The organism is Streptomyces sp. NPDC033174, from assembly GCF_055577795.1.
Genome location: NZ_JBVIPQ010000001.1, coordinates 1,320,287 through 1,345,081, shown reverse-complemented (window position 1 = coordinate 1,345,081; position 24,795 = coordinate 1,320,287). Strand labels below are relative to the sequence as shown.

At 68.8% G+C, this 24,795-nt stretch carries 15 protein-coding genes and 1 other RNA gene; 11 read left to right on the top strand and 5 right to left on the bottom strand.

The genetic code is table 11. The features are described from left to right. Positions 1–180: 180 nt before the first annotated feature. Positions 181–6,726 carry an RHS repeat-associated core domain-containing protein gene (locus ACZ5VC_RS06075; RefSeq protein WP_469118850.1) on the bottom strand — a complete coding sequence of 2,182 codons (6,546 nt, stop codon included), beginning with the start codon at positions 6,724–6,726 and terminating at the stop codon, positions 181–183. A 742-nt stretch (positions 6,727–7,468) separates the two neighbouring features. Between ACZ5VC_RS06075 and ACZ5VC_RS06070 the strand changes: the two genes are divergently transcribed. The 3 genes from ACZ5VC_RS06070 to ACZ5VC_RS06060 all read left to right on the top strand — a co-directional run bounded on the left by ACZ5VC_RS06070 (position 7,469) and on the right by ACZ5VC_RS06060 (position 14,129). Beyond that, positions 7,469–11,614, top strand: coding sequence for an SGNH/GDSL hydrolase family protein (locus ACZ5VC_RS06070; protein WP_469118849.1), 4,146 nt, complete (start codon positions 7,469–7,471; stop codon positions 11,612–11,614). A 119-nt stretch (positions 11,615–11,733) separates the two neighbouring features. Beyond that, positions 11,734–12,840, top strand: a complete 1,107-nt coding sequence (gene prfB, locus ACZ5VC_RS06065) for a peptide chain release factor 2 (RefSeq protein ID WP_469118848.1) — start codon at positions 11,734–11,736, stop codon at positions 12,838–12,840. Between the two features lie 410 nt (positions 12,841–13,250). Further along, positions 13,251–14,129, top strand: a complete 879-nt coding sequence (locus ACZ5VC_RS06060) for an LPXTG cell wall anchor domain-containing protein (RefSeq protein WP_469118847.1) — start codon at positions 13,251–13,253, stop codon at positions 14,127–14,129. A gap of 71 nt (positions 14,130–14,200) precedes the next feature. Here the strand turns inward: ACZ5VC_RS06060 and ACZ5VC_RS06055 are convergent, their stop codons facing one another. After that, positions 14,201–14,395 (bottom strand): hypothetical protein, encoded by a 195-nt coding sequence (locus tag ACZ5VC_RS06055; protein ID WP_469118846.1) that lies wholly within the window; start codon positions 14,393–14,395, stop codon positions 14,201–14,203. A gap of 234 nt (positions 14,396–14,629) precedes the next feature. On the opposite strand from ACZ5VC_RS06055, the gene ftsE reads away from it, so the two are divergent. The 5 genes from ftsE (at position 14,630) to ssrA (ending at position 18,511) form a co-directional block, all read left to right on the top strand. After that, a complete protein-coding gene (gene ftsE / locus ACZ5VC_RS06050) occupies positions 14,630–15,319 on the top strand; it encodes a cell division ATP-binding protein FtsE (RefSeq protein WP_468710897.1) in 690 nt (229 codons plus the stop codon). A gap of 28 nt (positions 15,320–15,347) precedes the next feature. Next, on the top strand, positions 15,348–16,265 hold the full coding sequence (gene ftsX, locus ACZ5VC_RS06045; RefSeq protein ID WP_468710895.1) for a permease-like cell division protein FtsX: 918 nt from the start codon (positions 15,348–15,350) through the stop codon (positions 16,263–16,265). A 67-nt stretch (positions 16,266–16,332) separates the two neighbouring features. Next, the gene (locus tag ACZ5VC_RS06040) at positions 16,333–17,511 is read left to right on the top strand and encodes a S41 family peptidase (protein ID WP_469118845.1); all 1,179 of its coding nucleotides are present in this window, start codon (positions 16,333–16,335) and stop codon (positions 17,509–17,511) included. 18 nt (positions 17,512–17,529) lie between these two features. Beyond that, on the top strand, positions 17,530–18,018 hold the full coding sequence (gene smpB, locus ACZ5VC_RS06035) for an SsrA-binding protein SmpB (RefSeq protein ID WP_468710892.1): 489 nt from the start codon (positions 17,530–17,532) through the stop codon (positions 18,016–18,018). Positions 18,019–18,118: 100 nt separating this feature from the next. After that, positions 18,119–18,511, top strand: a transfer-messenger RNA (tmRNA) gene (ssrA, locus tag ACZ5VC_RS06030). Positions 18,512–18,616: 105 nt separating this feature from the next. Here the strand turns inward: ssrA and ACZ5VC_RS06025 are convergent. Both ACZ5VC_RS06025 and ACZ5VC_RS06020 read right to left on the bottom strand, forming a co-directional pair. Next, positions 18,617–19,039, bottom strand: a complete 423-nt coding sequence (locus tag ACZ5VC_RS06025; protein ID WP_468710890.1) for a hypothetical protein — start codon at positions 19,037–19,039, stop codon at positions 18,617–18,619. 96 nt (positions 19,040–19,135) lie between these two features. Continuing rightward, entirely contained in the window at positions 19,136–20,404 is a 1,269-nt protein-coding gene (locus ACZ5VC_RS06020) for an MFS transporter (protein WP_469118844.1), read from the bottom strand. A gap of 98 nt (positions 20,405–20,502) precedes the next feature. On the opposite strand from ACZ5VC_RS06020, the gene ACZ5VC_RS06015 reads away from it, so the two are divergent. The 3 genes from ACZ5VC_RS06015 (at position 20,503) to ACZ5VC_RS06005 (ending at position 24,194) form a co-directional block, all read left to right on the top strand. Further along, entirely contained in the window at positions 20,503–21,474 is a 972-nt protein-coding gene (locus ACZ5VC_RS06015) for a LysR family transcriptional regulator (RefSeq protein ID WP_469118843.1), read from the top strand. A gap of 128 nt (positions 21,475–21,602) precedes the next feature. Beyond that, a complete protein-coding gene (locus tag ACZ5VC_RS06010) occupies positions 21,603–22,955 on the top strand; it encodes a nitrate/nitrite transporter (RefSeq protein ID WP_469118842.1) in 1,353 nt (450 codons plus the stop codon). 75 nt (positions 22,956–23,030) lie between these two features. Then, the gene (locus tag ACZ5VC_RS06005; RefSeq protein WP_469118841.1) at positions 23,031–24,194 is read left to right on the top strand and encodes a uroporphyrinogen-III synthase; all 1,164 of its coding nucleotides are present in this window, start codon (positions 23,031–23,033) and stop codon (positions 24,192–24,194) included. A 51-nt stretch (positions 24,195–24,245) separates the two neighbouring features. Here the strand turns inward: ACZ5VC_RS06005 and ACZ5VC_RS06000 are convergent, their stop codons facing one another. Then, positions 24,246–24,746 (bottom strand): anthrone oxygenase family protein, encoded by a 501-nt coding sequence (locus ACZ5VC_RS06000; RefSeq protein WP_469118840.1) that lies wholly within the window; start codon positions 24,744–24,746, stop codon positions 24,246–24,248. Positions 24,747–24,795: the final 49 nt, after the last annotated feature.

Below are 24,795 nucleotides of genomic sequence, written 5' to 3'. Positions count from 1 at the left end.
GAGACGTTGAGTTGCGACGCCTTCAGGCCAGACCTTGTAATCGACACCCTCGCCGAGGGCGGCTCGGGAAAGAAGCCGCACTTCACTAGCCCCGGCGAGGAGTTGCGCAAGGTGGCTTCTTTCCACGGAACTCTCCCAATCTGTGAACTCGCTTGGTCTCAGACGGCACCCAGCAGGGGTCTATCCGCCGCCCGGCCTGCGCCAGGGCCCTCTGTCGATACTGATCTCTGCGCCATCAATCACGCCACGCAGCGCATGCTCGGACTCCTCATACACTTCATGTTCGGTCCCGTGAATTCGAACATCTCTGCCGGCCGGGACGCTGGCGTGCGGGATTCGCATTACGATCCCTCCCGGGCCAAGCTCCTCGGCCGCGTCAAGAGCGACATCCTCGTAGTCATGAGTCCACGAAGTGAACTCACTATTAGTATTACCGCCCGCGTGACGTCCCGGGTCAGAGTGCCCACCAAGCGGGACAGCACGCCCCTCCAAGGCGTCATCATACTTGTAATGCTCATTCGGGACTCCGCGGTAAAGGTAGCCATCACCCTCGCCGCAATTGTGAACTAGGACCGGCGTGGCCCCCGCCAGCACATAGTACGTATGCAGGTTCCCGATCGTCAGGTCGTACGTGACCGACGCCCACCGGTAGTTCCGGACCGTCAGAACCCTCAGCGTCGTGCCGTCCGGCTGGCGCAGTTCCGTGCCCGGGCGCAGGTCCTTCGCGTCCACCCACCGCTTCTGCGTCGCGTCCCAGAACGGGTGGTGCCAGGTCGTCGTCACCTTCGCCGGCTTGGCCGGCCTCGTCCCGGAGGCATCCGAATTCGAAGCAAGCGTGAGGTCGGTGAACTCCTTGTCGTCTTCCGTGACGATCTGGCGTTCGACCTCTTCGCCGGTGGTGACATTCGTCTGCGGGTCCGAGGCCGTGACCTCGTCACCGGGCTTCAGTTCCGAGATCGGTTTTGTCGTGCCGTCGGAGAGAAGCACCAATGTGTCGGCGGTGAAGCTGTGTTTCACGCATGCGGCGCCGGCTGATTCCAGCGCGTTCGCCTGTGCCCGCGCCGCCTTCGCCGTCGCTTTCGCCGCCTGCGCTAGGTCCTCCGCCTCCTTGATGATTCCTTCGGCCTTCTTGAAGGCCCGCCAGATCTTGAACGCCTTGTAGCCCGCCTTGATCGCCTTCGCGAGCTTGCCCCAGGGCACCGCGTTCAGGGCTGTGTTGAAACAGCCCATCACGTCGCCCTTGGTGAAGCAGTTGACCGCGTCGGTGATGCCGAGCACGTCGGCGACCAGGTTGATCAGCTGCCGCTTGAGTCCCTGCTGCTGCTTCTTGGCCGCCACGGCGACCGCGCTCGCCGTCTTCGCGGCCTGCTCGGCGGCCGAGGCGTCGGCCTTGGCCTTGGTGGTGGAGTTGCCGAGGTTGCCGCGGCCGTCCTTGCCTCCGATCGGGTTTCCGTCGGAGCACATGCCTCGGTGGCAGGTCGTCGTGTTCGTCCCGCCGGGGTCGACCGGACCCTCGGTGATGATCTTTCCGGAGCCGTCGCCCTTCGGGGTGCCGATGCCGCACAGGTCGGCCCAGCACAGACCGCTCGGGTCGCTCTGTGTCGTCGGGTTGTTGCCCGCGTACGCGTAGGCGTTCCAGGTTTCGGGTTCTCCCGGCACGATCAGCGGATCGGGATTCAGGAACCGGCCGACGACGGGGTCGTACTGACGAGCACCCAGGTTGACCAGCCCGGTGGCCTTGTCCTCCTGCCCCCCGACGAAGCCGCGTGCCCCCTGCCAACCGGCAGCGGCCGTGCGGATCTCGCCGAACGGCTTGTACTGGCGTCGCGTGACCTGCTGCGAGCCGGCGTCGATCTCCAGCGTCCCCGTGTTCTGCCGGTCGGAGACGAGGTAATCGACCTGGACGCCTTGTGCGTCCGCCGACTGGACGGCGATGGTCTGGCCGCCGAGCAAGACATAGCGCGAGCCTTCCGCCTTGGCGGCGCCATCCTTGAGCGTGAGCTCCTGATCACCCGTGAACAGGACGGTCGCGCCCGCGTCGCGGCGAATCAGCAGGTTGCCGGAGGCGTCGTAGACGTACTTCGTCGAAGCCGACGTTCCCGTCTTGGCCAGTTCCTCGAGCTTGCCGACGGCGTTGTACGAGAAGGTGTCCGTGCCCGCCCGGCCGGTGCGGGTGCGGATGTTGCCCGACGCGTCATACGTGTACGTGGTGGAGGAGTTGGCCTCCGCCCCACCCGGCCCCGTCCTGTCGACCCTCTCCAGTGCGTGGGCAGGGCCCTTGCCGGCCGCCGGAACCGCGTACGTCGACACGGTGTCCTTGGTCGCGTCACCGCCGAGATCGTGATCGGTCTGCGTCTCGCGGTTGCCCGTACCGTCGTATGTCCACGACTGCCAATACGCCGCTGGACCGCCCACCATCGTGGCCACCCCGGCGGCAGGCTTCTTCGCGCAGTCGTCCGTCGCCGTCCAGGCACTCTCCAGACGCTGCGCCCAGTCGTGCGTGAAGCACTGGGTATCGATCTTGCCGCCGCCGAGCTCGTCACGGATCTTCGTGACGTTGCCCGCCGGCTGGTAGCTGTAACTGGTGCGGTCGGAAACCTGCGCACCGGACGCCGTGACGACGAAGGACGAGTTGAGCCGGTGGGTCTGCTCGTCGTACTTCAGGGTCTGCTGCGCGAAATTGCCCGAGGTCCCGTAGGTGAACTGCTCGGGCTCGTCGAACTGCGTCCAGGAGAGGGACGCGGTCAGCGACGGGCTGCCCACGCTCTTCTGCCGACCGAACCTGTCGTAGTCGTAGGTGAACGTCTCCTGCGGCAGATGGCCGGCGGCGGTGTTCGTGTAGGAGCTCAGCGTGCCGGTGAGGTTGTACCGGTTCTGCGTGAGGTAGGTGCCCTGGAGATTGCCCTCGCTCGCCGGGATGACGAGCGCCGACGCGGTCGGCCAGCCGTGCGAGTCGTATCCGAGGACCTTGCTCGTGTACGCCGCGCCGCCCTGGTAGCTGGTCGAGGAAGTCGGCAGACCCTTCTTGACGGAGTCGTACGTCCATGCGGCCAGCGGCTTGCCCTGCGCGATGTCCGTCACGCCCGTGGTGTCGTAGGCGCCTGTCTTCCGGCCCAACTCGTCGTACGTGTAGCTGACCGTCTTCTGGCGGGCGTCGATGGAGGAGATCGTCTGCCCTGACGCGTCGTACTTCGTGGTGGAGCGCCCGGTGTCCGGGTCGGTCTGGGCGGTCTTGCGGCCGAGCAGGTCGTAGGTGTTGGTCCAGGTGTGGCCTTGACCGTCGTCCTGGCCGATCTGGCGGCCGGAGGCGTCATAGGTGTAGGTGACGGCGTCCGAGGTACCTGTCGTGGTCCTGCCGTGATAGCGCACCAGCTTGGTGGTGTTGCCCCGGGCGTCCATGATGGTGCTGGCCGGCGTCGCGCCGAGCGGTGGGACGACATCGGTCCGGTCGGAGCCGGGGTAGGAGGTCGTCGTCCGCCAGGTCTCGGAGGCGCGGGTGTAGGCGACGCTCACCGTGGGGCGACCGGCGCCGTCGTAGAAGGTGCCCGTCTGGGTGGGCACCTGGTTGTCGGGCGCGTACACCAGCGTGCCGGACGGCTTGTCCTTGCTGTAGTACGGCCCTGCGGACTTCACGGCCCAGCTGTGAGAGTCATAGACGGTGTCGCTGATGACACTTCCGCCGTCGGCCGCCTCAGTCTGCGTCTCCCGCTCACGCAGCATCGCGTCGTAGAGGGTGATCGACGTGCGGTAACTGCCGTCGTCGTTGAGGCTCTGAGTCGTGACCGTGGAAGGCGCCGACGGGGAAAGGCTGTACGTGTACCTGGTGTTCGGTCCGTTGCTCGTCGAGAAGCCGGGGCGCCAGACGGCGGTCAGCCGGCCGAGCGCGTCGTAGGCGCTTGTCGTCGAGTAACCCGCGGCGTCAGTCGTCTTGACGGGGAGACCGCGCTCCGGCTCCATCGTGGTGGTGGTGGTGAAAGCGGCCGTCTGGCCTGTCACCTTGGGCTGAGTCACCTGGACGCTGGGCGGTGCCGTGCCGACGGCCGGAGTGAAAACGGTGGTTGTGGTCCGGCCCAGCGCGTCGGTCTCGCTCGTCTCGCGCCCGTACGCGTCGTACTGGTTCTTGAGCACGGTGACGTAGTGCGGGGTTCCGTCTGCTGCGACGGAGTCGGCCTTCTGGACCATCGTCACGTCACCGATGCCAGGAACAGCCAGATTGTCGGTGTGCCCGTCGAAGAACGCCAGGTCGTCGCTGATCGCGTGCTTGGGGAACTGCGGGGTCACGGCGCAGCCGACGGCGACGGTCTGCATGCGCCGGGGCATGGGAAGCCAGTCGCCGGCCGCGTTCTTCGCGTACCAGGTGCGGGAGCACTTGTCGTCGCTCGAGACCGACAGGTCGCCCTTGTCGTCCACGGAGGTCGGCAGGCCTGTCGCGCTGTCGAACTCGGTCACCGTCTCGGTCGTACGGGGATTCCCGTCGGCCTTCGTGGTGGTGCTCCGCGTCCGCTTGGTGTTGAGGATCCGCGCTTCCAGGGGGTCGAGGCCGACCTTCGTACGGCTCTGGGTCGCGGTCACCGGACCGAGCCAGGGCTCGGTGGTGGTGGAGGCGAGCGTGGCGCCCCCGTCGCCGTCGAAGCTCTGCGTCTCGAAGGTCTGGCCGGACAGGGCGGGTGAGTCGGTCACCTCGACATCGCCCACCGAGTTGGTCAGTGTGTTGCCCTTGCCGCGGAAGTACGTGGAGCGCGAGAGCGTGATCTTCGCGGGTGCGGTTCCAGTGCGCACCTCCACTTGGCCGAAGCCGCGCCACTGGTTCCACGTGCGGTACTTGGCCAGGGAGAGCGAGTCGTCATTGAAGGCCCAGAACGGGTCGCCCATGTAGCGGTACGAGGTCTGTACGGGCAGACCGTTGCCGGTGGGGTCCTGCTCAGTGACCGTATTGACGACGAACTTGTTGAACCAGTCCAGCTGAGGAGATGTCTGGCCCGGCGGTGTCCAGTACGACGGGTAGCAGCGCATCGTGTTCGTCTGCGGGCTGGACGGCAGGACGACGGTGCCCTTGCGATGGCACTGGGCCGCCAGGTAGTTGACGGTGATGACCTTGCCGGACTCCGTCGTGATGGTCATCATGCGGCGTCGGGTGATCGGCTGGTAGCCGTCGAGTCCGTCCACGCGGTTGGCCATCGGCTGGCCGTCGAAGTACACCGATGGCAGTGACTCGGTGCTGCTGCCGGCCATGCCCGTACGCACGATCGACGACAGCCACAGCGTGGGCGTGGTGGTGTCGCCGGTGGCCGGATAGGTGTGCGTCAGTGCCCAGGCGTCGACGTCGGCGTAGGTCTTGTCGACGAGTACCTGCGTACGGATCGCGGTAAGGCGTTTCGTGGACCAGAACGAGGGGCCGTGGTTGGCACACGTCCCGGTGGCGGCGCAGTTCTGGTCCAGGGGGACGTCGGGCCAGTGGGAGTTGTTGGCGGGCGTCCGCTTGGCTTCGGCGCAGTCGAAGGAGGCGTTGGGCAGGCAGCGCTCAGCCGTGGTGAAGAAGACCTGGCCGGCCGCGGGCGACGCGGTGTCGTAGACCTTGCCCTTGCGCTGGCCGTACTGGATCTTCGAGAGGTAGCTGGAGCGGGTGTACGCCGTCGGGGTACTGGCGTTGTTCACGCCGTAGTAGCCGGTCTCCGGGGTGTACCAGTAGCTCATCGCGTTGTCGTGAGGGTCCACGACGTAGTCGAGGCTCCAGCGGTAGGCCTGCTGGCAGGAAGACGCCGCGAACGTCGATGCGTGGCAGGGTTCCCCCGCGTCGTTACCGAAGACCGGGGTGGTCGCGACCGAGTTGGTCACCGGACTGCCTGTGGTCCAGCCGGGGAGCCGGTTCCGTCCGAATTGGTACTCGGTGCCGTCGGCAGTGGTCACGACCCAGTACTCATGGTCGTTGTCGGTGTTCACGGTGTCCGTACGGACCGAGATCTTCTCGCCGTTGTCGTTCTGCGGGCGCCACGTCTTGGACGTTCCGTCGAAGACGAGGGTGTTAGACGCACCGTTCAGTGAGAGCGTGAGTGTGTCGGCGGCGTCCGACCAGCACTGGTCACCGGTCTTGGGGCTACCGCCTGCCGTGTCGTCCGAGCAGGGCAGGTAGGAGCGTTCGATGAACCCGGGGGAGAAGTCCCAGCCGTCGCCGACCCAGCCGGACTGGCCGTTGGTCGACGACGTGCGACCGTCCACGCTCTGGGAGCTGTAGTCCAGGGAGACGTTGGGCTTGAAGCCACCTGGAACGTCGGGCAGGCCTATCGGATACGACCATGAGAAGCCACCGGTCGACCCACCCGCCGTCCACTGCCCGGAGGGGGCGAGGGACGTGGCGGAGTAGCTTCCGCCGCCGCCGGAGGCGGAAGCCGTGGCGGCGAAGACGACCGGTTGCGCCACCCGCCCCGGCGAACTCGCGGCCACGGACACGTTCGCCGACACACGGCCGTTCTTCGCGTCGTTCGCGGAGGCCAGCGGCGTCTGCTTGCGGCAGACGTCCTTCGCGGGAGTGGTCAGTGCGCAGGCGGGCAACTGGACCAGGCGCAGTCGGGAGGACCAGTCACCGCCGTACGCCTGGGCGAACGGGCGGTAGTCCAGCTCGACATGGATGCTGCCGGCCGCGCCGGGCTCGGTCCGCTGGACCGAGCCCACGACGCCCGTGACACCGGCACGGTCGGCGGTCGAGCGGTCGCTCAGCCGGATTCGCACCTTCCGGACGGGGGAGGCCGCGGAGCGGGCCTTCGCCTTGCCGGTGGGTGCCGAGACCCAGACCGGGAGCGCGCCGGCCCGTACGGCGGAGGAGGAGGGTACGGGCGTATCGGCGGCCCCGCCCCGGGGCCAGGTCCTCTTGGCACCGGCCGGATCCCAGGAAGGAGTCTTCGGGCGCGGAACCGGCCGTTTGGGCACTGGTGTGACCGGGACCGGATCTGCCTTCTCCGGCGTGACGGCGTAAGAACGCCTCTCGTTGCCGAAAGGCGCCGTCGCAGCGGCTGGATCAGCACTTGTCACCACCATGAGCAGCGCGGACGCGAAGGCTGCGAGTGACGTGCCTGCGGTAATCCGGCCACGGTGGCGGAAAACTGTTCCGACCCTGGATCGACCAGTCATGAAACCCCCCAGTTCCGTATAACGGCCAGCGGAACTTAGCAGGGTTTGAATTACTGAAACTTATGGACGAGAAAAAGCGGAAGTAAAGATTGGGTAATGCACGAGGTCACGAGGCGCCTATCTGTCCAGATTTGGGGTTCTATTGAGTCTGACGGGCGGTAGTGGGTGAATCACTGAACGGTGAATTCCATTTCGAGGGATAAATGGCGCAAGTCCGAACAATGCCGTGCACCTTTGTCAAATATTTACTTGTTCGTTTCGCGTTGAAATGACTATCGTCCGCGAGCCGAAGTGAAACTGCCGACATGTCCAGGGGGGCTGCATGTGGGGCCGTCGTGCGTCCATGCATAAACGCCATATCGTCACGCTGTTGTGCGCCGCGCTCGTATCGACGGCCGCGCCGGGCGCCGCCGTCGCTGTGGCGTCCCACGACCTGCCACCGCCGCTCGTCTCACCGGGGAAACCCGCGCCCGTCCCACAGAATCCGCCGTACAAGGGCCCGCTGGGGCGGATGAAGGACAGCGAGCCGTCCGGACTCACCCGGCCCCAGGAGCAGACCCTCGCCACCGCTCAGAGCAGGGCCGAGACCACGGGCAAGCCGGCCCCGGTCGACACGCTGACCAATGAGACGGACACGGTCACGGCGAACCCGGGAGGCACGGTCACCTGGACGACGAGCGTGCTCCCCGAGCGCGTACGCAAGAACGGTGTCTGGACGCGGCTGGACAGCACACTCCGCGAGAACGCCGACGGCTCGTACAGCCCGACGGCATCGACCGGATCGCTGACCTTCTCCGGCGGAGGTGACGGACCGCTCGTGAGGATGAAGGACGGCAAGGCCACCCTCGGCCTGTCCTGGCCCACGTCGCTGCCGACGCCGAAGACGTCCGGACCGGACATCACCTATCCCGAGGTACTTCCGGGCGTCGACCTCGTGCTCACCGCGAACACCCGGGGCGGATTCACCCAGGTGCTCGTGGTCAAGTCCGCGGCCGCCGCCGCCCACCCCGGCATGGCCTCCCTGAAGCTGGGCGTCCGGGCGACGGGAGTGAAGCTGGCGGAGGACAAGGACGACAACCTGCGGGCGAAGTCACCCGACGGCCGAGTGGTCTTCAGTGCGCCGCAGCCGCACATGTGGGACTCGTCGACGGCCTCGACGACGGCTTCGGGGGCGACCGCGAAGGCGGCCGCTCCCGCGCTCCTGTCCAGCCGGCAGGGCCCGGCCGGTGGGGCCAAGTCCGCCCGCGTCCGGGTGGACGTCAGTGCCTCGGCCCTGACCCTCGTACCGGACGCGAAGCTGCTCAGGGCCACGTCCACCCGGTACCCCGTGTACATCGACCCGTCGTGGAACCCGCACCCGGCGAACGGGTCCAGGCAGCACTTCGTCGGCGTTCAGGAGGGTTGTCCGACGGCGAAGAACTACGACTCGACGACGTACGGAAACCCCGGCGTCGGCATGAACTCGTGGTCCGGCTGCATCGGCCGGGAGAGGGCCTACTTCCAGATCGGCATTCCCTCCGCCATCTGGAAGACGCACATCGTCTCCGCTGTCGCCAACGTCCAGGAGACGTCATCGTCGAGCTGCGGTGAGTCGTCCTCGGTGACTCTCTACACGGCGAACGCGTTCAGCGCGAACACGTCCTGGAGCAGCCGCCCCGGACTGGTCACCGCCCTGGGTTCCCGCACCTTCGGCCCGGCGTGCAGCAGCTATGTGTCCGGCGGATACGCGGTGACCTCAGCGATAGCCAAGGCCGCTGCGGGCCGCGCCGGCAGCTGGACCTTCGCGCTGCTCAACGGCAATGAGTCCAGCGGCGTCTACATGAAGCGCTTCTCGCCCAGCCCCACGGTGAGCATCACGTACAACCACGTGCCCTACGTGCCGAGCGGGCTTGCGGCCACCGTCAACACGGCCTCGTACGGCTGTGACGTCGCCGCTCCCTACCCGGTCATCGGCAAGACCGTCGCCACGACCCCGCCGATGCTCACCGCGGTGGTGGGAGACGCGGACCGGGACGCCCTCGCCGCGAAGTTCACCTACTGGGTGGACGGCAGCACCACCAAGGCGACACTGACCTCTCCGGATGTCGCGAGCGGCAAGCGGGTCCAGGTCCAGCTTCCCGCCTCCTTCGTCTCCGGCTTGAAGGACGGCAGTACCGTCGCCTGGCAAGTCCTTGCCACCGACGGCAAGGACACCGCCACCAACCCGTCCGTCTGCCGTTTCACCGTCGACCAGCGCGCGCCCGCCAAGCCCGCCGTGGAGTCCCAGGGGCTGGTCTTCCCCGAGCGTGACCAGGGCGCCGCGGCGGGCACGGAAGGGACATTCGTGGCGCGTGTCGCGCCCGGATCGACCAACAACACCGCGGCGAAGTTCGTCTTCGGTCTCGACGTGAAGCCCCCGACCTCCAACCCGCCGGCTTCCCAGGTGGTCGCGGCGGTCAACAACAGCGCTTCGTACAAGGTCCGGCCACCGGCCCCCGGAACGCACACCCTGTGGGTGTACGCCCTCGACGCGGCCGGCAACGCCTCGGAGATGTATCCCTACGAGTTCATCGCCCTCGGTCATGCTCCCCGTACGTACGCCAGCCTGAAGGACGCCTTCAACAACACGGCGGTCTCCTCCGACAGCAATCCCGCGCCGGCGAACAGCGACAGCTACGGCAACAGCTTCTCGCTGCAGGACCTGCAGGCGGCCGGCTGGAAGCCGGGCGAGAAGATCACTGTGAACGGTGCCACCTTCACACTGCCGGCATTCGGCACGGGCGCACCCGACAACGTCATGGCCGCGAACCAGACGATCCGGATGAACGGCGCCACGGGCAATGCCCTGGTCTTCCTCGCCACCGCCACCCAGGCGCGCACGGCGCTGGACCGCAACCCGGCGGACGCCACGAGCCCGGTCGTACCGGACGGCACGACGGGAGCGGGCGCCAACTGCGTCCTGACGAACGGCCTGCCGACCGACTGCGAAGCGGCAACGGGAGCCATCACCTACAGCGGGTCGCCGTCCCCGTCTCCGTACTACCTCTCGGTCCCGGACTGGTCGACCGGCCCGGGAACCCTCGCGACGGTCACCCTGCCGCACAGGAACAGGCCCGCAGGCGGCCAGGAGGCGAGACCGGTCAAGATCTACACCTTCTCCGTGCCGCTGCGGCCGGGGGTGGCCGTCGACTCCGTGACGCTGCCGGATGTGAACGACAGGGCGACGCTGGGAATCCCGGGACTGCACATCTTCGGTATGGCGGTGCGGGACACCGGCAAGGCGACGGGTGGGTCGTCCTGGAAGGGCGCTTGGGGAGCCCCTGTCGAAGCCGGCTTCAATTACAACGATGGCGCCGACTACCGGGACCAGACGTTCAGATTCGCCATCGCCCCCAGCGTCGGCGGCACTGGGGCACGCTTGCGACTGTCGAACGCGCACGGTGTGGCCCCGCTCGTGATCGACCACGCGACACTCGGCACCCAGGCCGACGGCGCCAAGACGACCGGGCCGCCGGCCGACGTCACCTTCGACGGCGGTAAGCGGACGACAACCATCCCTGTGGGCGGTGAGGTCCATACGGACCCGGTGCAGGTCGGCGTAGATCCCTCCAGGGCGCTCATAGCCAGTCTCCACCTGGCCAATCCAGTGGCCTTTCTTCCCCAGCACAGCTGGACCGGTAGCTCGAGCATCATGTGGGTCACACCGCCCGGCTCAGGCGACCACACGGCGACGGCAGACGACACCGCATTCGCTGCGAGTGGCGTGAAATGGGGTCGCTTCACCAACATCCTGACCGGACTCGATGTGCTTGCCGTCGACGGAAAGGCTGCAGTAGCGGTGCTGGGTGATGGCTTGGTGGACCCGATCACCAGCGGAGCGCCGGTGCCGGCAATCATGCCCAGACTGACGGAGTGGCTGGTGGACAAGACCTATGCGGCTGGGGCCGGCCTGGGCGTCGTGGCGGCTGGGATCAGGGACAACCGTATGGCCGTCGACCAGGAATCAGGCGGCGACGCGGTTCTGACGAGACTCGATCGAGATGTCCTCTCGGTGGCGGGTGTGAAGACGGCGGTGATCTACGTAGGGCTTCGCGATGTGGTGATGGGGACCGATGATCTGAGTCTCACCGACTCTTATGCCTCTCTGCGCGATCAACTCAGGGCATGGGGAATCAAAGCCGTCTTCACGACCCTGACGCCCTGCTATGGCTACGCTCCGTGCTCACTCGCTGACGATTCCAATCGGCTGGATGTCAACAGCTGGGTGTCGGAGCAGCAGGACTACACCGCGCCCTACGTCGACTACGTCGACACGGAGTCCGCCGTGGCTGTGGCCGACCCGGCGAGCACCCTGAATCCTCAGACATTGCGTCTCGGGGCAGGGCCCGCGCCGGGCGATTACGACGTGGGCGATCACGTCAATCTCACCCGCAATGGCCATCAAGCGGTGGCCAACGCCTTCGGCGTCGCCGTGCTGAAACCGGATTCCATGCCCGGCAGCACATCGTGATCCACGTGCCTCCTGGGCGCTGCGGGGTCCAGGAGGCACGATCGCCGGTCGCCATCGAGCGCTCCAGTCCCACCGGCCGGGGAATCTGGGACCCGCCACCCGTCCGTTACGCTGGACGCGTGGCAGTCGTCGATGTATCCGAAGAGCTGAAGTCCCTCTCCTCGACCATGGGGTCGATCGAGGCCGTACTGGACCTCGACAAGTTGAGGGCAGACATCGCCGTGCTCGAGGAGCAGGCCGCGGCCCCGTCCCTCTGGGACGACCCGGAGGCGGCGCAGAAGATCACCAGCAAGCTCTCGCACCTCCAGGCCGAGGTCCGCAAGGCAGAGGCGCTCCGGGGCCGTATCGACGATCTCGCGATCCTCTTCGAGCTCGCCGAGGCCGAGGACGACGCCGACGCCCTTGCGGAGGCCGAGTCCGAGCTCGTCTCGGTGCGCAAGGCGCTGGACGAGATGGAAGTCCGCACGCTCCTCTCCGGTGACTACGACGAGCGCGAGGCGCTCGTGAACATCCGGGCCGAGGCCGGTGGCGTCGACGCCGCCGACTTCGCCGAGCAGCTCCAGCGCATGTACCTGCGCTGGGCCGAGCGGCACGGCTACGGCACCGAGGTGTACGAGACGTCGTACGCGGAAGAGGCCGGCATCAAGTCGACCACCTTCGTCGTCAAGGCGCCCTACGCCTACGGCACGCTCTCGGTCGAGCAGGGCACGCACCGCCTGGTGCGCATCTCCCCCTTCGACAACCAGGGCCGCCGCCAGACCTCCTTCGCCGGCGTCGAGGTCCTCCCTGTCGTCGAGCAGTCCGACCACGTCGAGATCGACGAGACCGAGCTGCGCATCGACGTCTACCGCGCGTCGGGCCCCGGCGGCCAGGGCGTCAACACCACGGACTCCGCGGTCCGCATCACGCACCTGCCGACCGGCATCGTGGTCTCCTGCCAGAACGAGCGCTCGCAGATCCAGAACAAGGCCAGCGCGATGAACGTCCTCCAGGCCAAGCTCCTCGAGCGCCGCCGCCAGGAGGAGCAGGCCCTGATGGACTCCCTCAAGGGTGACGGCGGCAACTCCTGGGGCAACCAGATGCGTTCGTACGTCCTGCACCCGTACCAGATGGTGAAGGACCTGCGGACGGAGTTCGAGGTCGGCAACCCGCAGGCGGTGCTGGACGGCGAGATCGACGGCTTCCTGGAGGCGGGAATCCGCTGGCGCAAGCAGCAGGAGAAGTAAGCAGGAGAAGTAGGTAGGCGAAGTAGGGGCAGCAGCACCCGCTTTACGCGTCCGAACGGCGTCGGGCTCCCTTGGGGAGTTTCGACGCCGTTCGTGTGGATGGGGTGAATTCGCTGGCGCAAGGGGAAAGTTGATTTGCGGCTCGCTTTGTCGACAAGGGAACTGGCCTTGGCGAGGCGGAAGTTCCGCGTTTTCGTCACAGTTGCATCCCCGCACGCCAGGCAAGTGCGGTGATTTCGGGCATCGCACGCGCAACGACCTTGACTGGCCTGCGGAAACTCGCAATGGTGGCGCTTGGCATGCGCATTTCTGGGGCGCTTGTGACGGGGGCGGGTTGAGCTGAGACCCCCAGCGGCTGTCGCCCAGAGCGCTGCTCCATGACGAGATCAGCTACTGGGGGTAGCAGGCAAATGATGAATAAGACGCGCGTGCGCGTGGTGCGGATAGCGGCCGGCGCGGTGATCGCTGCCGGCGCGTCCCTGACCGCCGCGGGCGCTGCTCAGGCTGTGGGCGTCAACGTCGGTATCGGTGGCATCGAGGCCAGCGTCGAGGTCGACGCCTTCGACACCACCGGCGGCGGTGACACGCTCGGTCAGATCGCGGGCGGTTCGACCGCGACCGGTGGTTCGACGACGGGTGACACCACGACCGGTGGCTCCACCACGGGCGACACCACCACCGGTGGTTCGACCACGGGTGACACCACGACCGGTGGCTCCACCACGGGCGACACCACCACCGGTGGTTCCACCACGACGACCGGTGGTTCGACCACGACCGGTGGTTCGACGACGGGCGAGACCACCACCGGTGGCTCGACCACGACCGGCGGTTCGAGCACGACCGGCGGTTCCACCACGGGCGGTACCACCGCGACCGGTGGTTCGACCACGGGTGGTTCGACCACGACCGGTGGCTCGACCACGGGCGGCTCCACGGCCACCGGTGGCACCACCGCCACGGGCGGGACCACCGCGACCGGTGGAAGCTCGACCGGTGGCTCCACGGCCACGGGTGGCTCCTCCGCCACCGGCGGCTCCAACGGCACCACCGGTAACCCCGGCACCTGCACCGTCGACCTCGATGGTGCCGAGTGCGTCGACAACAACCCCGGACCCAACAACGCCGGCTCTCAGCCGGTCGAGCAGGGCAAGGCCAAGGAGGAGCTGGCGGAGACCGGCGCCGCCGAGACCTCGTTCCTGCTCATCGGGGCCGCGACGATGATCGCCGGGGGCATCGGCTTCCGGATGCTGCCGCGCCTCGTCGCCGGCGGTCGTACCGCCGCCTGATCGGGCGGAAACAGCGCATGTGAGGGCCCGGGTCGCCGTTCGGCGGCCCGGGCCCTTGCGTCTGTCCGGATCTACGCGGTCTGGTGGGTCGCCAGCAGTGCAACCGCCGCGACCAGCACCACCAGAAGCATCAGCAGTGTCGCGGGGGACAGGCCGCCCAGCGGCCCCTGCTGCTGAAGGCGCTCACGGTTCGCCCTGCACACACGGCAGCGGCCCTCGGCGACCGGGGCCGCACAGTTGGCGCATACCAATCGGTCATAGGTCATGCGCTTTCCTCCTCCCGCGTGGCGGTTCCGTCCGCACAACGCTCAGGGCAACGCAACCGTTCCCCCTACCACTGTGCCAGCTCCCACGGGTTTCGGCGCGCCCCGCCGGATTACGCCCGTTCCGTTCCGGGGGTCATAAAGGATAAAGCACGCAAGCGCGGACGGCGACTGCGCGGGTCATCCCCGTTCGCGTATGGTCACGCACACCTACTCCCGGCCGACCGTGGTGCACCCGTGATCCGATTCGACAACGTCTCCAAGTCCTATCCGAAGCAGAACCGCCCCGCGCTCAGGGATGTCTCCCTGGAGATCGAGAAGGGCGAGTTCGTCTTCCTGGTGGGCTCCTCCGGCTCCGGAAAGTCCACCTTTCTCCGGCTGATCCTTCGGGAGGAGCGCGCCAGCCACGGCATGGTGCACGTCCTCGGCAAGGATCTGGCGCGGCTCTCCAACTGGAAGGTGCCGCACATGCGCCGCCAGCTGGGCACCGTCTTCCAGGACTTCCGGCTCCTCCCCAACAAGACCGTCGCGGAGAACGTGGCGTTCGCCCAGGAGGTCATCGGAAAGCCCCGCGGTGAGATCCGCAAGGCCGTACCGCAGGTCCTCGACCTGGTCGGTCTCGGTGGCAAGGAGGACCGCCGGCCGGGCGAGCTGTCCGGTGGCGAGCAGCAGCGCGTCGCCATCGCCCGCGCGTTCGTCAACCGGCCGATGCTCCTGATCGCGGACGAGCCGACCGGCAACCTCGACCCGCAGACGTCCGTCGGCATCATGAAGCTGCTGGACCGGATCAACCGCACCGGCACCACCGTGGTGATGGCGACCCACGACCAGAACATCGTCGACCAGATGCGCAAGCGCGTCATCGAGCTCGAAAAGGGCCGTCTCGTACGCGACCAGGCGCGCGGCGTCTACGGCTACCAGCACTGAGCTGTAGAGGAAAGGCTGAAAGAGTCGCATGCGCGCTCAGTTCGTACTGTCCGAGATCGGCGTCGGTCTCCGCCGCAATCTCACGATGACGTTCGCCGTCATCGTCTCCGTGGCCCTCTCGCTCGCCCTCTTCGGCGGCGCGCTGCTGATGCGCGAGCAGGTCAGCACGATGAAGGACTACTGGTACGACAAGGTCAACGTCTCCATCTTCCTCTGCAACAAGAGTGACGCGGGCACCACGCCCAAGTGCGCCAAGGGCGCGGTCACCGGTCAGCAGAAGGAGCAGATCGAGGCCGACCTGAAGAAGATGACCATCGTCGAGACGGTGACCCACGAGTCCGCCGACGAGGCGTACAAGCACTACCGGGAGCAGTACGGCGACACCCCGATCGCCTCCACCATCACCCCGGACCAGATGCAGGAGTCGTTCCGGGTGAAGCTGAAGGACCCGTCGAAGTACAAGGTGGTCGCCACCGCCTTCGCGGGCCGCGACGGCGTGCAGTCGGTCCAGGACCAGCGGAACATCCTGGAGAACCTCTTCTCCCTGATGAACGGCATGAATGTGGCCGCGCTGGGGGTGATGGCGCTGATGCTGGTGATCGCGCTGATGCTGATCGTCAACACGGTGAGAGTGTCGGCGTTCAGCCGGCGCCGTGAGACCGGCATCATGCGGCTGGTCGGCGCGTCCAGCTTCTACATCCAGATGCCGTTCATCATGGAGGCCGCCTTCGCGGGCCTCCTGGGTGGCGCCGTCGCCTGCGCCATGCTGCTGGTCGGCCGGTACTTCCTGATCGACCACGGTCTGGCGCTCGCCGACAAGATGCAGCTCGTCAACTTCATCGGCTGGGACGCCGTGCTGGCCAAGCTGCCGTTGGTGATCGCGATCGGTCTGCTGATGCCCGCCATGGCCGCGTTCATCGCGTTGCGCAAGTACCTCAAGGTGTGACATGCGCCCCGGGCGCCGTACGGTCAACGACCGTACGGCGCCTTTCGCTTGTCCTACAGTGGGCGACATGCCGGGTCCCGACTCCTGTATGCGGCCCCGCGGTGCCCGCCGCGGGGCTCTTCTCACGTTGGTCTTCGCCGGCGTCCTCGCGACGGCCGCCGTCACCAACTGCCTGCCCCGTCAAGAGCCCACGGCCGCGCGTCTGGCCCCCGCGCGGGTCACCGGTGCGACGGTCGACCGCGAGGCACTCGCGCGTGCAGCGGCCGACGCCGTCGCGGACGGGAAGTCCGGTACGAAGGCGGCCGAGGAGTTCGTCAGCCGCAGCGGTGACCGCTGGGGCGCGGTGTACGCCCCCAGTGAGTACGAGGAGTTCGAGCAGGCCCTCGGCGGCGCCTACACCGGCGTCGGGCTCTCCGCCCGCAAGGGCGACGGCGGACGCGTGGAAGTGGCCGGGGTCCAGAGCGGCGGCCCGGCCGCCAGGGCGGGGCTGCGGCCCGGTGACCGCATCCGTACCGTCGACGGCCGCTGCGTGGACGGACGGCCCGTATCCGAGGTGGTCGCCCTGCTGCGCGGCGACAAGGGCGGTACGACCGCCGCGCCCGGCTCGTCCGTCGTCCTCGGCGTCGAGCGCGGCCGGCACGCCTGGACCGAGACGCTGCGCCGGGCAAGGCTCACCACCGAACCCGTCACCGTTCGGAGCCTCGACGGCGACGCCGTGGTGATCAAGGTGGCGGCGTTCACCAAGGGCGCGGGAGAGCGGGTGCGGGACGCGGTGCGCGGAGCCCCGCCCGGCGCCGGTGTCCTCCTCGACCTCCGGGGCAACGGCGGTGGACTGGTCGCCGAGGCCGCCGTGGCCGCCTCCGCGTTCCTCGACGGCGGTCTGGTCGCCACGTACGACATCGACGGCGAGCAGCGGGCCCTGTACGCGGACGCGGGCGGGGACACCGGCCGGCCCGTGGTCACGCTCGTCGACGGCGGCACGATGAGCGCCGCCGAGTTGCTCACCGGGGCTCTCCAGGACCGCGGCCGGGCCGTCACCGTCGGCTCCCGCACCTTCGGCAAGGGATCCGTGCAGATGCCGAGCCAGCTCCCCGACGGCTCGGTCGCCGAGCTGACCGTCGGCCACTACCGCACCCCCGCAGGCCACAGCGTCGACGGCCGGGGCATCACACCCGACCTGGTGGTGAGCGGACGGGCCGAGGCGCGGGCCCGGACAGTATTGAGTGGCCTCGGGGGCCGGTCGTAGTGCGAAAATGACCGCACTATGGCTAAGGAAAAGGACACAGGGCGCAAGATCATCGCGCAGAACAAGAAGGCGCGGCACGACTACCTCATCCTGGACACCTACGAGTGCGGTCTCGTGCTCACGGGTACCGAGGTGAAGTCGCTGCGCCAGGGGCGGGCCTCGCTGGTGGACGGCTTCGTCCAGATCGACGGCAACGAGGCGTGGCTGCACAACGTGCACGTGCCGGAGTACGCGCAGGGCACCTGGACCAACCACTCCGCGCGGCGCAAGCGGAAGCTGCTGATGCACCGCGCCGAGATCGACAAGCTGGAGTCGAAGGCCCAGGAGTCGGGTCACACGATCGTGCCCCTGGTGCTGTACTTCAAGGAGGGCCGGGCGAAGATCGAGATCGCACTGGCCAAGGGTAAGAAGGAGTACGACAAGCGCCAGACGCTGCGCGAGAAGCAGGACCTGCGGGAGACGAACCGGGCGATCGCCGCCGTCAAGCGCAAGCAGCGGAGCGCCTAGCCCGCCACCCCGGCGGGAATACGCTGGCACCGTCGTCCGTTGGTCACGTACGATGGGTCCTGCACCTCACAGCGGGTGCACTGCTTTGAAAAAACAACATGGGGATGATCGGTTTCGACAGCGGATGTCGATGCAGGGGAAGCGAGCCGAGGAAGCGGCAATGATCTCGTTAACCACGTGTCGCAACCAATAATCGCCAACTCCAAGAGCGATAACTCCCGCTTCGCCCTCGCTGCCTAATTTTAGGTAACGAACAGAAGCCTCTGTGAGGAGCGTCAGCCCGGGCTTGATCCCGTCCCGGTTCCTGGCGTCATTCAGGGATCTAAACCTCTAGCTCCGGTCACGGGGGCTGGAGGGAAATCAAACAGTGACTGAGCCCGTCGGAGACTTGTCCGCGTGATCTCCGGGGCCGAGAAAATCGCAGCGGACTGCGCTCGGAGAAGCCCTGCTTCTGCACCGTTGGACGCGGGTTCGATTCCCGCCATCTCCACTCATCCCATGTTCCAATTGAATAGCGTTGACGAAGGCCCGGCAGCCGTCATGGCAGCCGGGCCTTCGTCATGCCCGCCGGAGCAGGTCAAGCACTCTGCGGCGCAGGTCAGACGCTCTGCGGCCGGCCCGTCAGCAGTGTGAGCAGCTCGTCCATCTCGCCGCGCCACTGCCGGTGCACGTTCATCCGGGCCGGTTCGGCCTGCCCGGGCAGCTGGAGACGGAAGGAGCTCCAGACGGCGTTGCGGCGTATGTCGCCGACGGCGCCCGTGACCTGGTCGAAGGTGAGCGCGTACGCGATCTCCTTCGGGCGGTTGCTGAGCCGGTCCGCCTTGTGGATGACGACGGCCTTCTCGGTCACGGTGATGAAGTAGTACGTGAGGAACGCCTGGCCGATCAGGCCGAGCATGCTCATCAGCCAGACACTGGGGCCGGCGATGGCCTGGATCGTGACGACCGGGCGGTCGGCCGGGTTGGCCTGCGCGATGGCGGCGGCGACCTGCTGCTGGATGGTGGCCTTCTTGACGGCCATGGGCCCTCCAATGAGCGGAGTAAGGGTGGGGACGGGAAAGAGCGGAATGATCGCCCCCGCTTGGGGGCGGTGCAGCGTACCGCCCCCGTGGGACCCTCATCCGCGGCGGGGGAGGGCAAGTGCGGCCAGGACGAGCGCCAGGGCCGCGGCCGACACCGGGACCAGATAGCCGTACGCCGGGCCGGCGTGCTCGACCGTCCAGCCGCCGGTCACCGAGCCCACCGCGATGCCGCCGAGGATGGCGGTGACCGCGAGCGTCATGCCCTCGTTCAACTGCCCCTGGGGGGTGAGCCGCTGAACCGCCGTCATGGCCGTGACCATCGTCGGGGCGGTCGCCATCCCGGCGAGCAGCAGACCGCCGGCCACCGCGAGCAGGGAACCCGTGGCGGCGGCGAGGAGCGGCAGGGCCATCAGTACCGTCATCGCGGCGAGGCAGGTCCGCAGCCGGGCGCCGCGCCGGGCCCGGCCGTAGACGAGGCCCGCCCCACATGAACCGGCCGCCTGCAGGGCCAGCACCGGGCCGGCCGCCGGGCCGTCGGCGAAGGCGATCGTGACGACCTCCGTCGACCCGAAGACCGCGCCGGTCGTGAGGAACACCGCGAGCATCGCGGGCATCCCCGGAACGCGCAGCGGCGAGGACTTGGAGGCGCGGGGTGCGACGGGCGGCTCGGTCGAGCGCTGCGCGGCGAAGACCACGACACCGGTGAGCAGGAGAGCCGCGCCGGCCAGCGTGCCGGCCTCCGGGAACAGGGCGGCACAGAGGAAGGCCGCGAGCACCGGGCCGAGCATGAAGCACAGTTCGTCGACGGCCTGCTCGAAGGCGTTCGCGGTGTGCAGGGCCGCCGGGTCGCCCCGGTGGAGGTGGGCCCAGCGGGCGCGGGACATGCCGCCGGTGTTCGGGGTCGTCGCGGTCGCGGCGTACGCGGCGAACAGCGTCCACGCGGGTGCTTCGTAGTGCACGCACAGCAGCAGCGCGAGCGATCCGAGTGCCGCGACCGCCGTGGCGGGCACGGCGACGCGGGCCTGCCCGTACCGGTCCACCTGGCGCGCGGTCCACGGCGCGACGAGCGCGGTGGCGGCGAGCCCGGTGGCGGTGACCGCCCCGGCCAGCGCGTACGAGCCGTACGCCCCGGCGATCATGATGACGGCGCTGACGCTGAACATCCCCATGGGGATCCGGGCGATGAGGTTCCCCAGCGTGAAGGCGCGGGCTCCCGGCGCGGAGAACAGCCGCCCGTAGGGGCCCGGGAGCCGCGGGGGGCGGGCGGCGGCCCGCCTGCGGGGCAGGGCGGCCGCCTCGAAGCGGGGGGCCAGGACGAGGGTCCCGCCCGTGGTGGTCATGCGTGAGGTGGTCGTCTGCGGCATGGATCAAGACTCGGCGCCGGGGTACCCGCGGGTCCAACACCTGCGGCCTCGCCATTGACGCACTCGCGTTGTCAAAGCCCACGCTGTTGAATGCGTCGGTGGCCTCCGACACCGATCCGCGCCTTCTGCGCGCCTTCCTCGCCGTCGCCGACGAGTTGCACTTCACCCGCGCCGCCGCGCGCCTCTACATCGCCCAGCAGGCGCTCAGCCGGGACGTCCGGCGGCTGGAGCGGGAGTTGGGCACCGAGTTGTTCGTACGGACCACCCGGCAGGTGTCCCTCACGGCCGACGGTGAGCGGCTCGTCCCGTACGCCCGGCGCGTGCTGGACGCGCACGACGAGCTGGGCGCCGCCTTCGCCGACGCCTCGCGGCCGCTGCTCGTCGACCTCAACACCGAGGGCATGATCTCCGGCCGGGTCCTCGCCCGCGCGCGGGAGCTCGCGCCGCAGTGCGAGCTGATGGCCCGCTTCGAGAGCGGGCTCACCGGCGCCGCCGCCGGGATACTCGCCGGGCGGCTCGACGTCTCCTTCGGATACGCGGGCGGCCTGGACGCCGCAGTACGGGCCGGGCTCGGGCACCAGCCCGTACGGTACGAACCGCTGGCCGTGCTGCTGCCCGAGGACCATCCGCTCGCCGGCCGCGCCGAGGTGCCGCTGGACGCGCTCGCCGGTGAGTCGATCTACGCGGGCGCCGGGAACCCCGCCACGCTGGAGTGGACCGGTCTGGCGGCCCGGCTCTTCGAGGGGCGGGGGATCGCCATCGCCCCTCCGGCGCCGGTGGCGATCGGCAAGGAGGAGTTCCGGCGGGTGATGGCCAAGACCCGCAGCCCGGTCCTCGCCACGGTCGACTTCCCCGAACTCCCCGGGTCCGTGCTGCGGCCGCTCACCGACCCCGTACCCCTCTCCCCGGTCTTCCTGGTCTGGCGCCGGGGCCTGCGCCACCCCGGGCTCGATGCCCTGCGCGCGGCGGCCGCGGAGCTCGGCGCCCGCGAGGGCTGGCTGCGCATCCCGCCGGACGCCTGGCTGCCGGCGGACGATCCCGGTCTCACAGCCGCGCCCGGCCGCGGGTGAGAGCAAGGTTGCGCAGGGGTCACTTCCTGCCACCGGGCTGAAACGAGGCATCCCTAGCGTCGGTGCCACGAGGTTCCAGAAGGTCCGGAGCTCTGCACGCTCCGGGCCCGACACCGTGGAGGTACCTGATGGGCGGCCGGTGGATCGAACGGTGGGAGCCGGAGGACGAGACCTTCTGGCGTGAAAAGGGAGAGCGGATCGCCAAGCGCAATCTGCTCTTCTCCGTGCTCTCCGAGCACATCGGGTTCTCCGTCTGGAGCCTGTGGTCCGTGATGGTCCTGTTCATGGGACCGCAGTACGGCATCGATCCGGCGGGGAAGTTCTTCCTGATCGCCACGGCGACCGTGGTCGGCGCGGTCGTCCGGGTGCCGTACACCTTCGCCGTCGCGCGGTTCGGCGGCCGGAACTGGACGATCTTCAGCGCCCTGATGCTGCTCCTGCCGACCGGGGCCGCGTACACCGTGATGGAGCCCGGCACGTCGTACACCACGTTCCTCGTGGTGGCCGCGCTCACCGGTGTCGGCGGCGGCAACTTCGCCTCCTCCATGACCAACATCAACGCCTTCTTCCCGCTGCGGAAGAAGGGCTGGGCGCTCGGGCTCAACGCGGGCGGCGGCAACATCGGCGTGCCCGTCGTACAGCTCGTGGGACTGCTGGTGATCAGCACCGCCGGAGCGACCCATCCCCGGATCATCCTCGGCGTCTACATCCCGCTGGTCGTCGTCGCCGCGCTCTGCTCCGCGCTCTTCATGGACAACCTCGCGCCGGTCAAGAACGACACCGGCGCCGCCCGGCAGGCCGTGAAGTCCCGGCACACCTGGATCATGGCGTTCCTGTACATCGGCACCTTCGGGTCCTTCATCGGCTACAGCTTCGCCTTCGGGCTCGTGCTGCAGACCCAGTTCGGGCGCACCCCGCTGCAGGCCGCCTCGCTGACCTTCATCGGGCCGCTGCTCGGCTCGCTGATCCGGCCCGTCGGCGGCTCGCTGGCCGACCGGTACGGCGGCGCCCGCATCACCGTGTGGACCTTCGCCGCGATGGCCGCGGCGACCGGTGTGGTGGTCTACGCGTCCGTCATCGAGTCGCTGGGCGTCTTCCTCGTGGGCTTCATCGGACTGTTCATCCTGAGCGGGCTCGGCAACGGCTCCACGTACAAGATGATCCCGGCCATCTTCCTGGCCCAGGGGCACCGCAAGGGGCTCGCGGGCGAGGAGGCCGAGGCGTACGGCCGCAGGCTCTCGGGGGCCGCGATGGGTCTCATCGGGGCGGTCGGCGCGCTCGGCGGACTGGGGATCAACCTCGCCTTCCGCCAGTCCTTCCAGACCGCCGGAACGGGAACTTCCGCCTTCGTGGCCTTCCTCGCCTTCTACGCGGCGTGCATCGCCGTCACCTACGCGGTATACCTTCGGCGGCCCGCCGAGGTGCCCCCCACGGCGGCCGCGGCGGAGGAAAAGCCGCAGCTCGGTTACGCCGAGGTGTGATCGGGAGTGGTCCGTAACGGCGGAGAAATACAGACGAACCGAATCTGTCACGTGTCACCGGCAGGCTCGGCTCTCATGTACGAGCAAGAGCAGGGTCCCCTCGCGGGGTTCACCGTCGGAGTCACGGCGGCGCGGCGCGCGGACGAGCTGGGCGCGCTCCTGCGGCGCCGCGGCTCGGCCGTCGTCCACGGTCCGGCGCTGCGGATCGTGCCACTCGCGGACGACACCGAACTGCTCGCCGCCACGAAGGAACTCATCGACCGGGCCCCGGACGTCGTCGTCGCGACCACCGCGATCGGCTTCCGGGGCTGGGTCGAGGCGGCCGACGGCTGGGGGTACGGCGAGGAGCTCCTCGACTGCCTGCGCGGGGTCGAGCTGCTCGCCCGGGGCCCCAAGGTCAAGGGCGCCGTCAGGGCGGCCGGGCTGACGGAGGCGTGGTCGCCGTCCTCGGAGTCCATGGCCGAGGTGCTCGACCGGCTGCTCGGGGAGGGCGTGGCGGGCCGCCGCATCGCCCTCCAGCTGCACGGCGAGCCGCTGCCGGGCTTCGTCGAGGCGCTCCGGGCGGGCGGCGCCGACGTCGTGGGCGTCCCCGTCTACCGGTGGATGCCTCCTGAGGAGCTCGGCCCGCTGGACCGGCTCCTCGACGCCACGCTGTCGCGGTCGCTGGACGCGGTCACCTTCACCAGCGCGCCGGCGGCCGCCTCGCTGCTCTCCCGGGCGGAGAACCGCGGGGTCCTGCCGGAGCTGCTCGACGCGCTGCGCCACGACGTGCTGGCGGTCTGCGTGGGGCCGGTCACGGCCCTGCCGCTCCAGGCCCATGGCGTCGACACGCTTCAGCCGGAGCGCTTCCGGCTGGGGCCCCTGGTGCAGGTGCTGTGCCAGGAACTGCCGGCCAGGGCGCGGACCTTCCCCGTGGCCGGGCGGAAGGTGGAGATCCGGGGCCATGCCGTCCTGGTGGACGGGGAGCTGCGACCGGTGCCACCGGCCGGGATGGCGCTGCTCAACGCGCTGGCTCGGCGGCCCGGCTGGGTGGTTTCCCGGGGGGACCTGCTCCGGGCGCTGCCGGGCGCGGGGCGCGACGAGCACGCGGTGGAGACGGCGATGGCCCGGCTGCGTTCGGCGCTGGGGGCGCCGAAGCTGATCCAGACGGTGGTCAAACGGGGGTACCGGCTGGCCCTGGACCAGGCGGCGGACACGAAGTACGCGGACCTGGAGACGGACTCGGGCGCGGGCGCCTGAACGGCCCCGGCCGGTCAGGCCCGGCGCCGCCCGCTCGCAGCCCCGGCCGGGTCACGCCCCGCGCAGCCGCCCGGGCACCCGCAGCAGGCACAGCAGTGCCGCCGTCGACAGGACGCCCCGTACCGTGTTCCAGGCCGTCCAGGGGGCCTCGAAGCGGTCCCGTATGCCCGCCGGGTCGGCGATCGAGGCGGGAGGGCCGGCCGCGGCCAGTGCGTCGTTGAGCGGCACGTTCACGGCCGAGGTGACCACCACGACCGCGACGGAGAGCAGCAGCGCCGCCAGGGTCCAGCGGGTCGCCGGGGTCGCGCGGAGCTGCCAGGCCGCCACCGCCGACAGGACGAGGGCGCCGAAGAAGACGGCGAAGAAGACCGGGTTCTGGATCACGTCGTTGATGTTCTGCATCACCTCGATGAAGACCCGGTCGTCGCTTCGGCCCAGGGCGGGCATCACGGAGCACGCGTAGGCGAACCAGACGCCCGCCGTCAGTCCCGTCGTCACCGTCGCCGCCGCGAGTACCGCGTTCGTGGTCCGTGTCATCGCCGTCTTTGTCATGAGCTCAGTCAACCGGTGGCGGCGGACCGCGACCATGGGCGAGCGTCGC

Excerpts from the sequence above, each read along its gene's own strand:
- ACZ5VC_RS06070 (WP_469118849.1), top strand. The coding sequence starts at position 7,469 with ATGCATAAACGCCATATCGTCACGCTGTTGTGCGCCGCGCTCGTATCG.
- ACZ5VC_RS06060 (WP_469118847.1), top strand. The coding sequence starts at position 13,251 with ATGATGAATAAGACGCGCGTGCGCGTGGTGCGGATAGCGGCCGGCGCG.
- ACZ5VC_RS06005 (WP_469118841.1), top strand. The coding sequence starts at position 23,031 with ATGTACGAGCAAGAGCAGGGTCCCCTCGCGGGGTTCACCGTCGGAGTC.
- ACZ5VC_RS06020 (WP_469118844.1), bottom strand. The coding sequence starts at position 20,404 with ATGCCGCAGACGACCACCTCACGCATGACCACCACGGGCGGGACCCTC.
- ACZ5VC_RS06025 (WP_468710890.1), bottom strand. The coding sequence starts at position 19,039 with ATGGCCGTCAAGAAGGCCACCATCCAGCAGCAGGTCGCCGCCGCCATC.
- ACZ5VC_RS06055 (WP_469118846.1), bottom strand. The coding sequence starts at position 14,395 with ATGACCTATGACCGATTGGTATGCGCCAACTGTGCGGCCCCGGTCGCC.
- ACZ5VC_RS06010 (WP_469118842.1), top strand. The coding sequence starts at position 21,603 with ATGGGCGGCCGGTGGATCGAACGGTGGGAGCCGGAGGACGAGACCTTC.
- ACZ5VC_RS06000 (WP_469118840.1), bottom strand. The coding sequence starts at position 24,746 with ATGACAAAGACGGCGATGACACGGACCACGAACGCGGTACTCGCGGCG.
- smpB (WP_468710892.1), top strand. The coding sequence starts at position 17,530 with ATGGCTAAGGAAAAGGACACAGGGCGCAAGATCATCGCGCAGAACAAG.
- ftsX (WP_468710895.1), top strand. The coding sequence starts at position 15,348 with ATGCGCGCTCAGTTCGTACTGTCCGAGATCGGCGTCGGTCTCCGCCGC.
- ACZ5VC_RS06040 (WP_469118845.1), top strand. The coding sequence starts at position 16,333 with ATGCCGGGTCCCGACTCCTGTATGCGGCCCCGCGGTGCCCGCCGCGGG.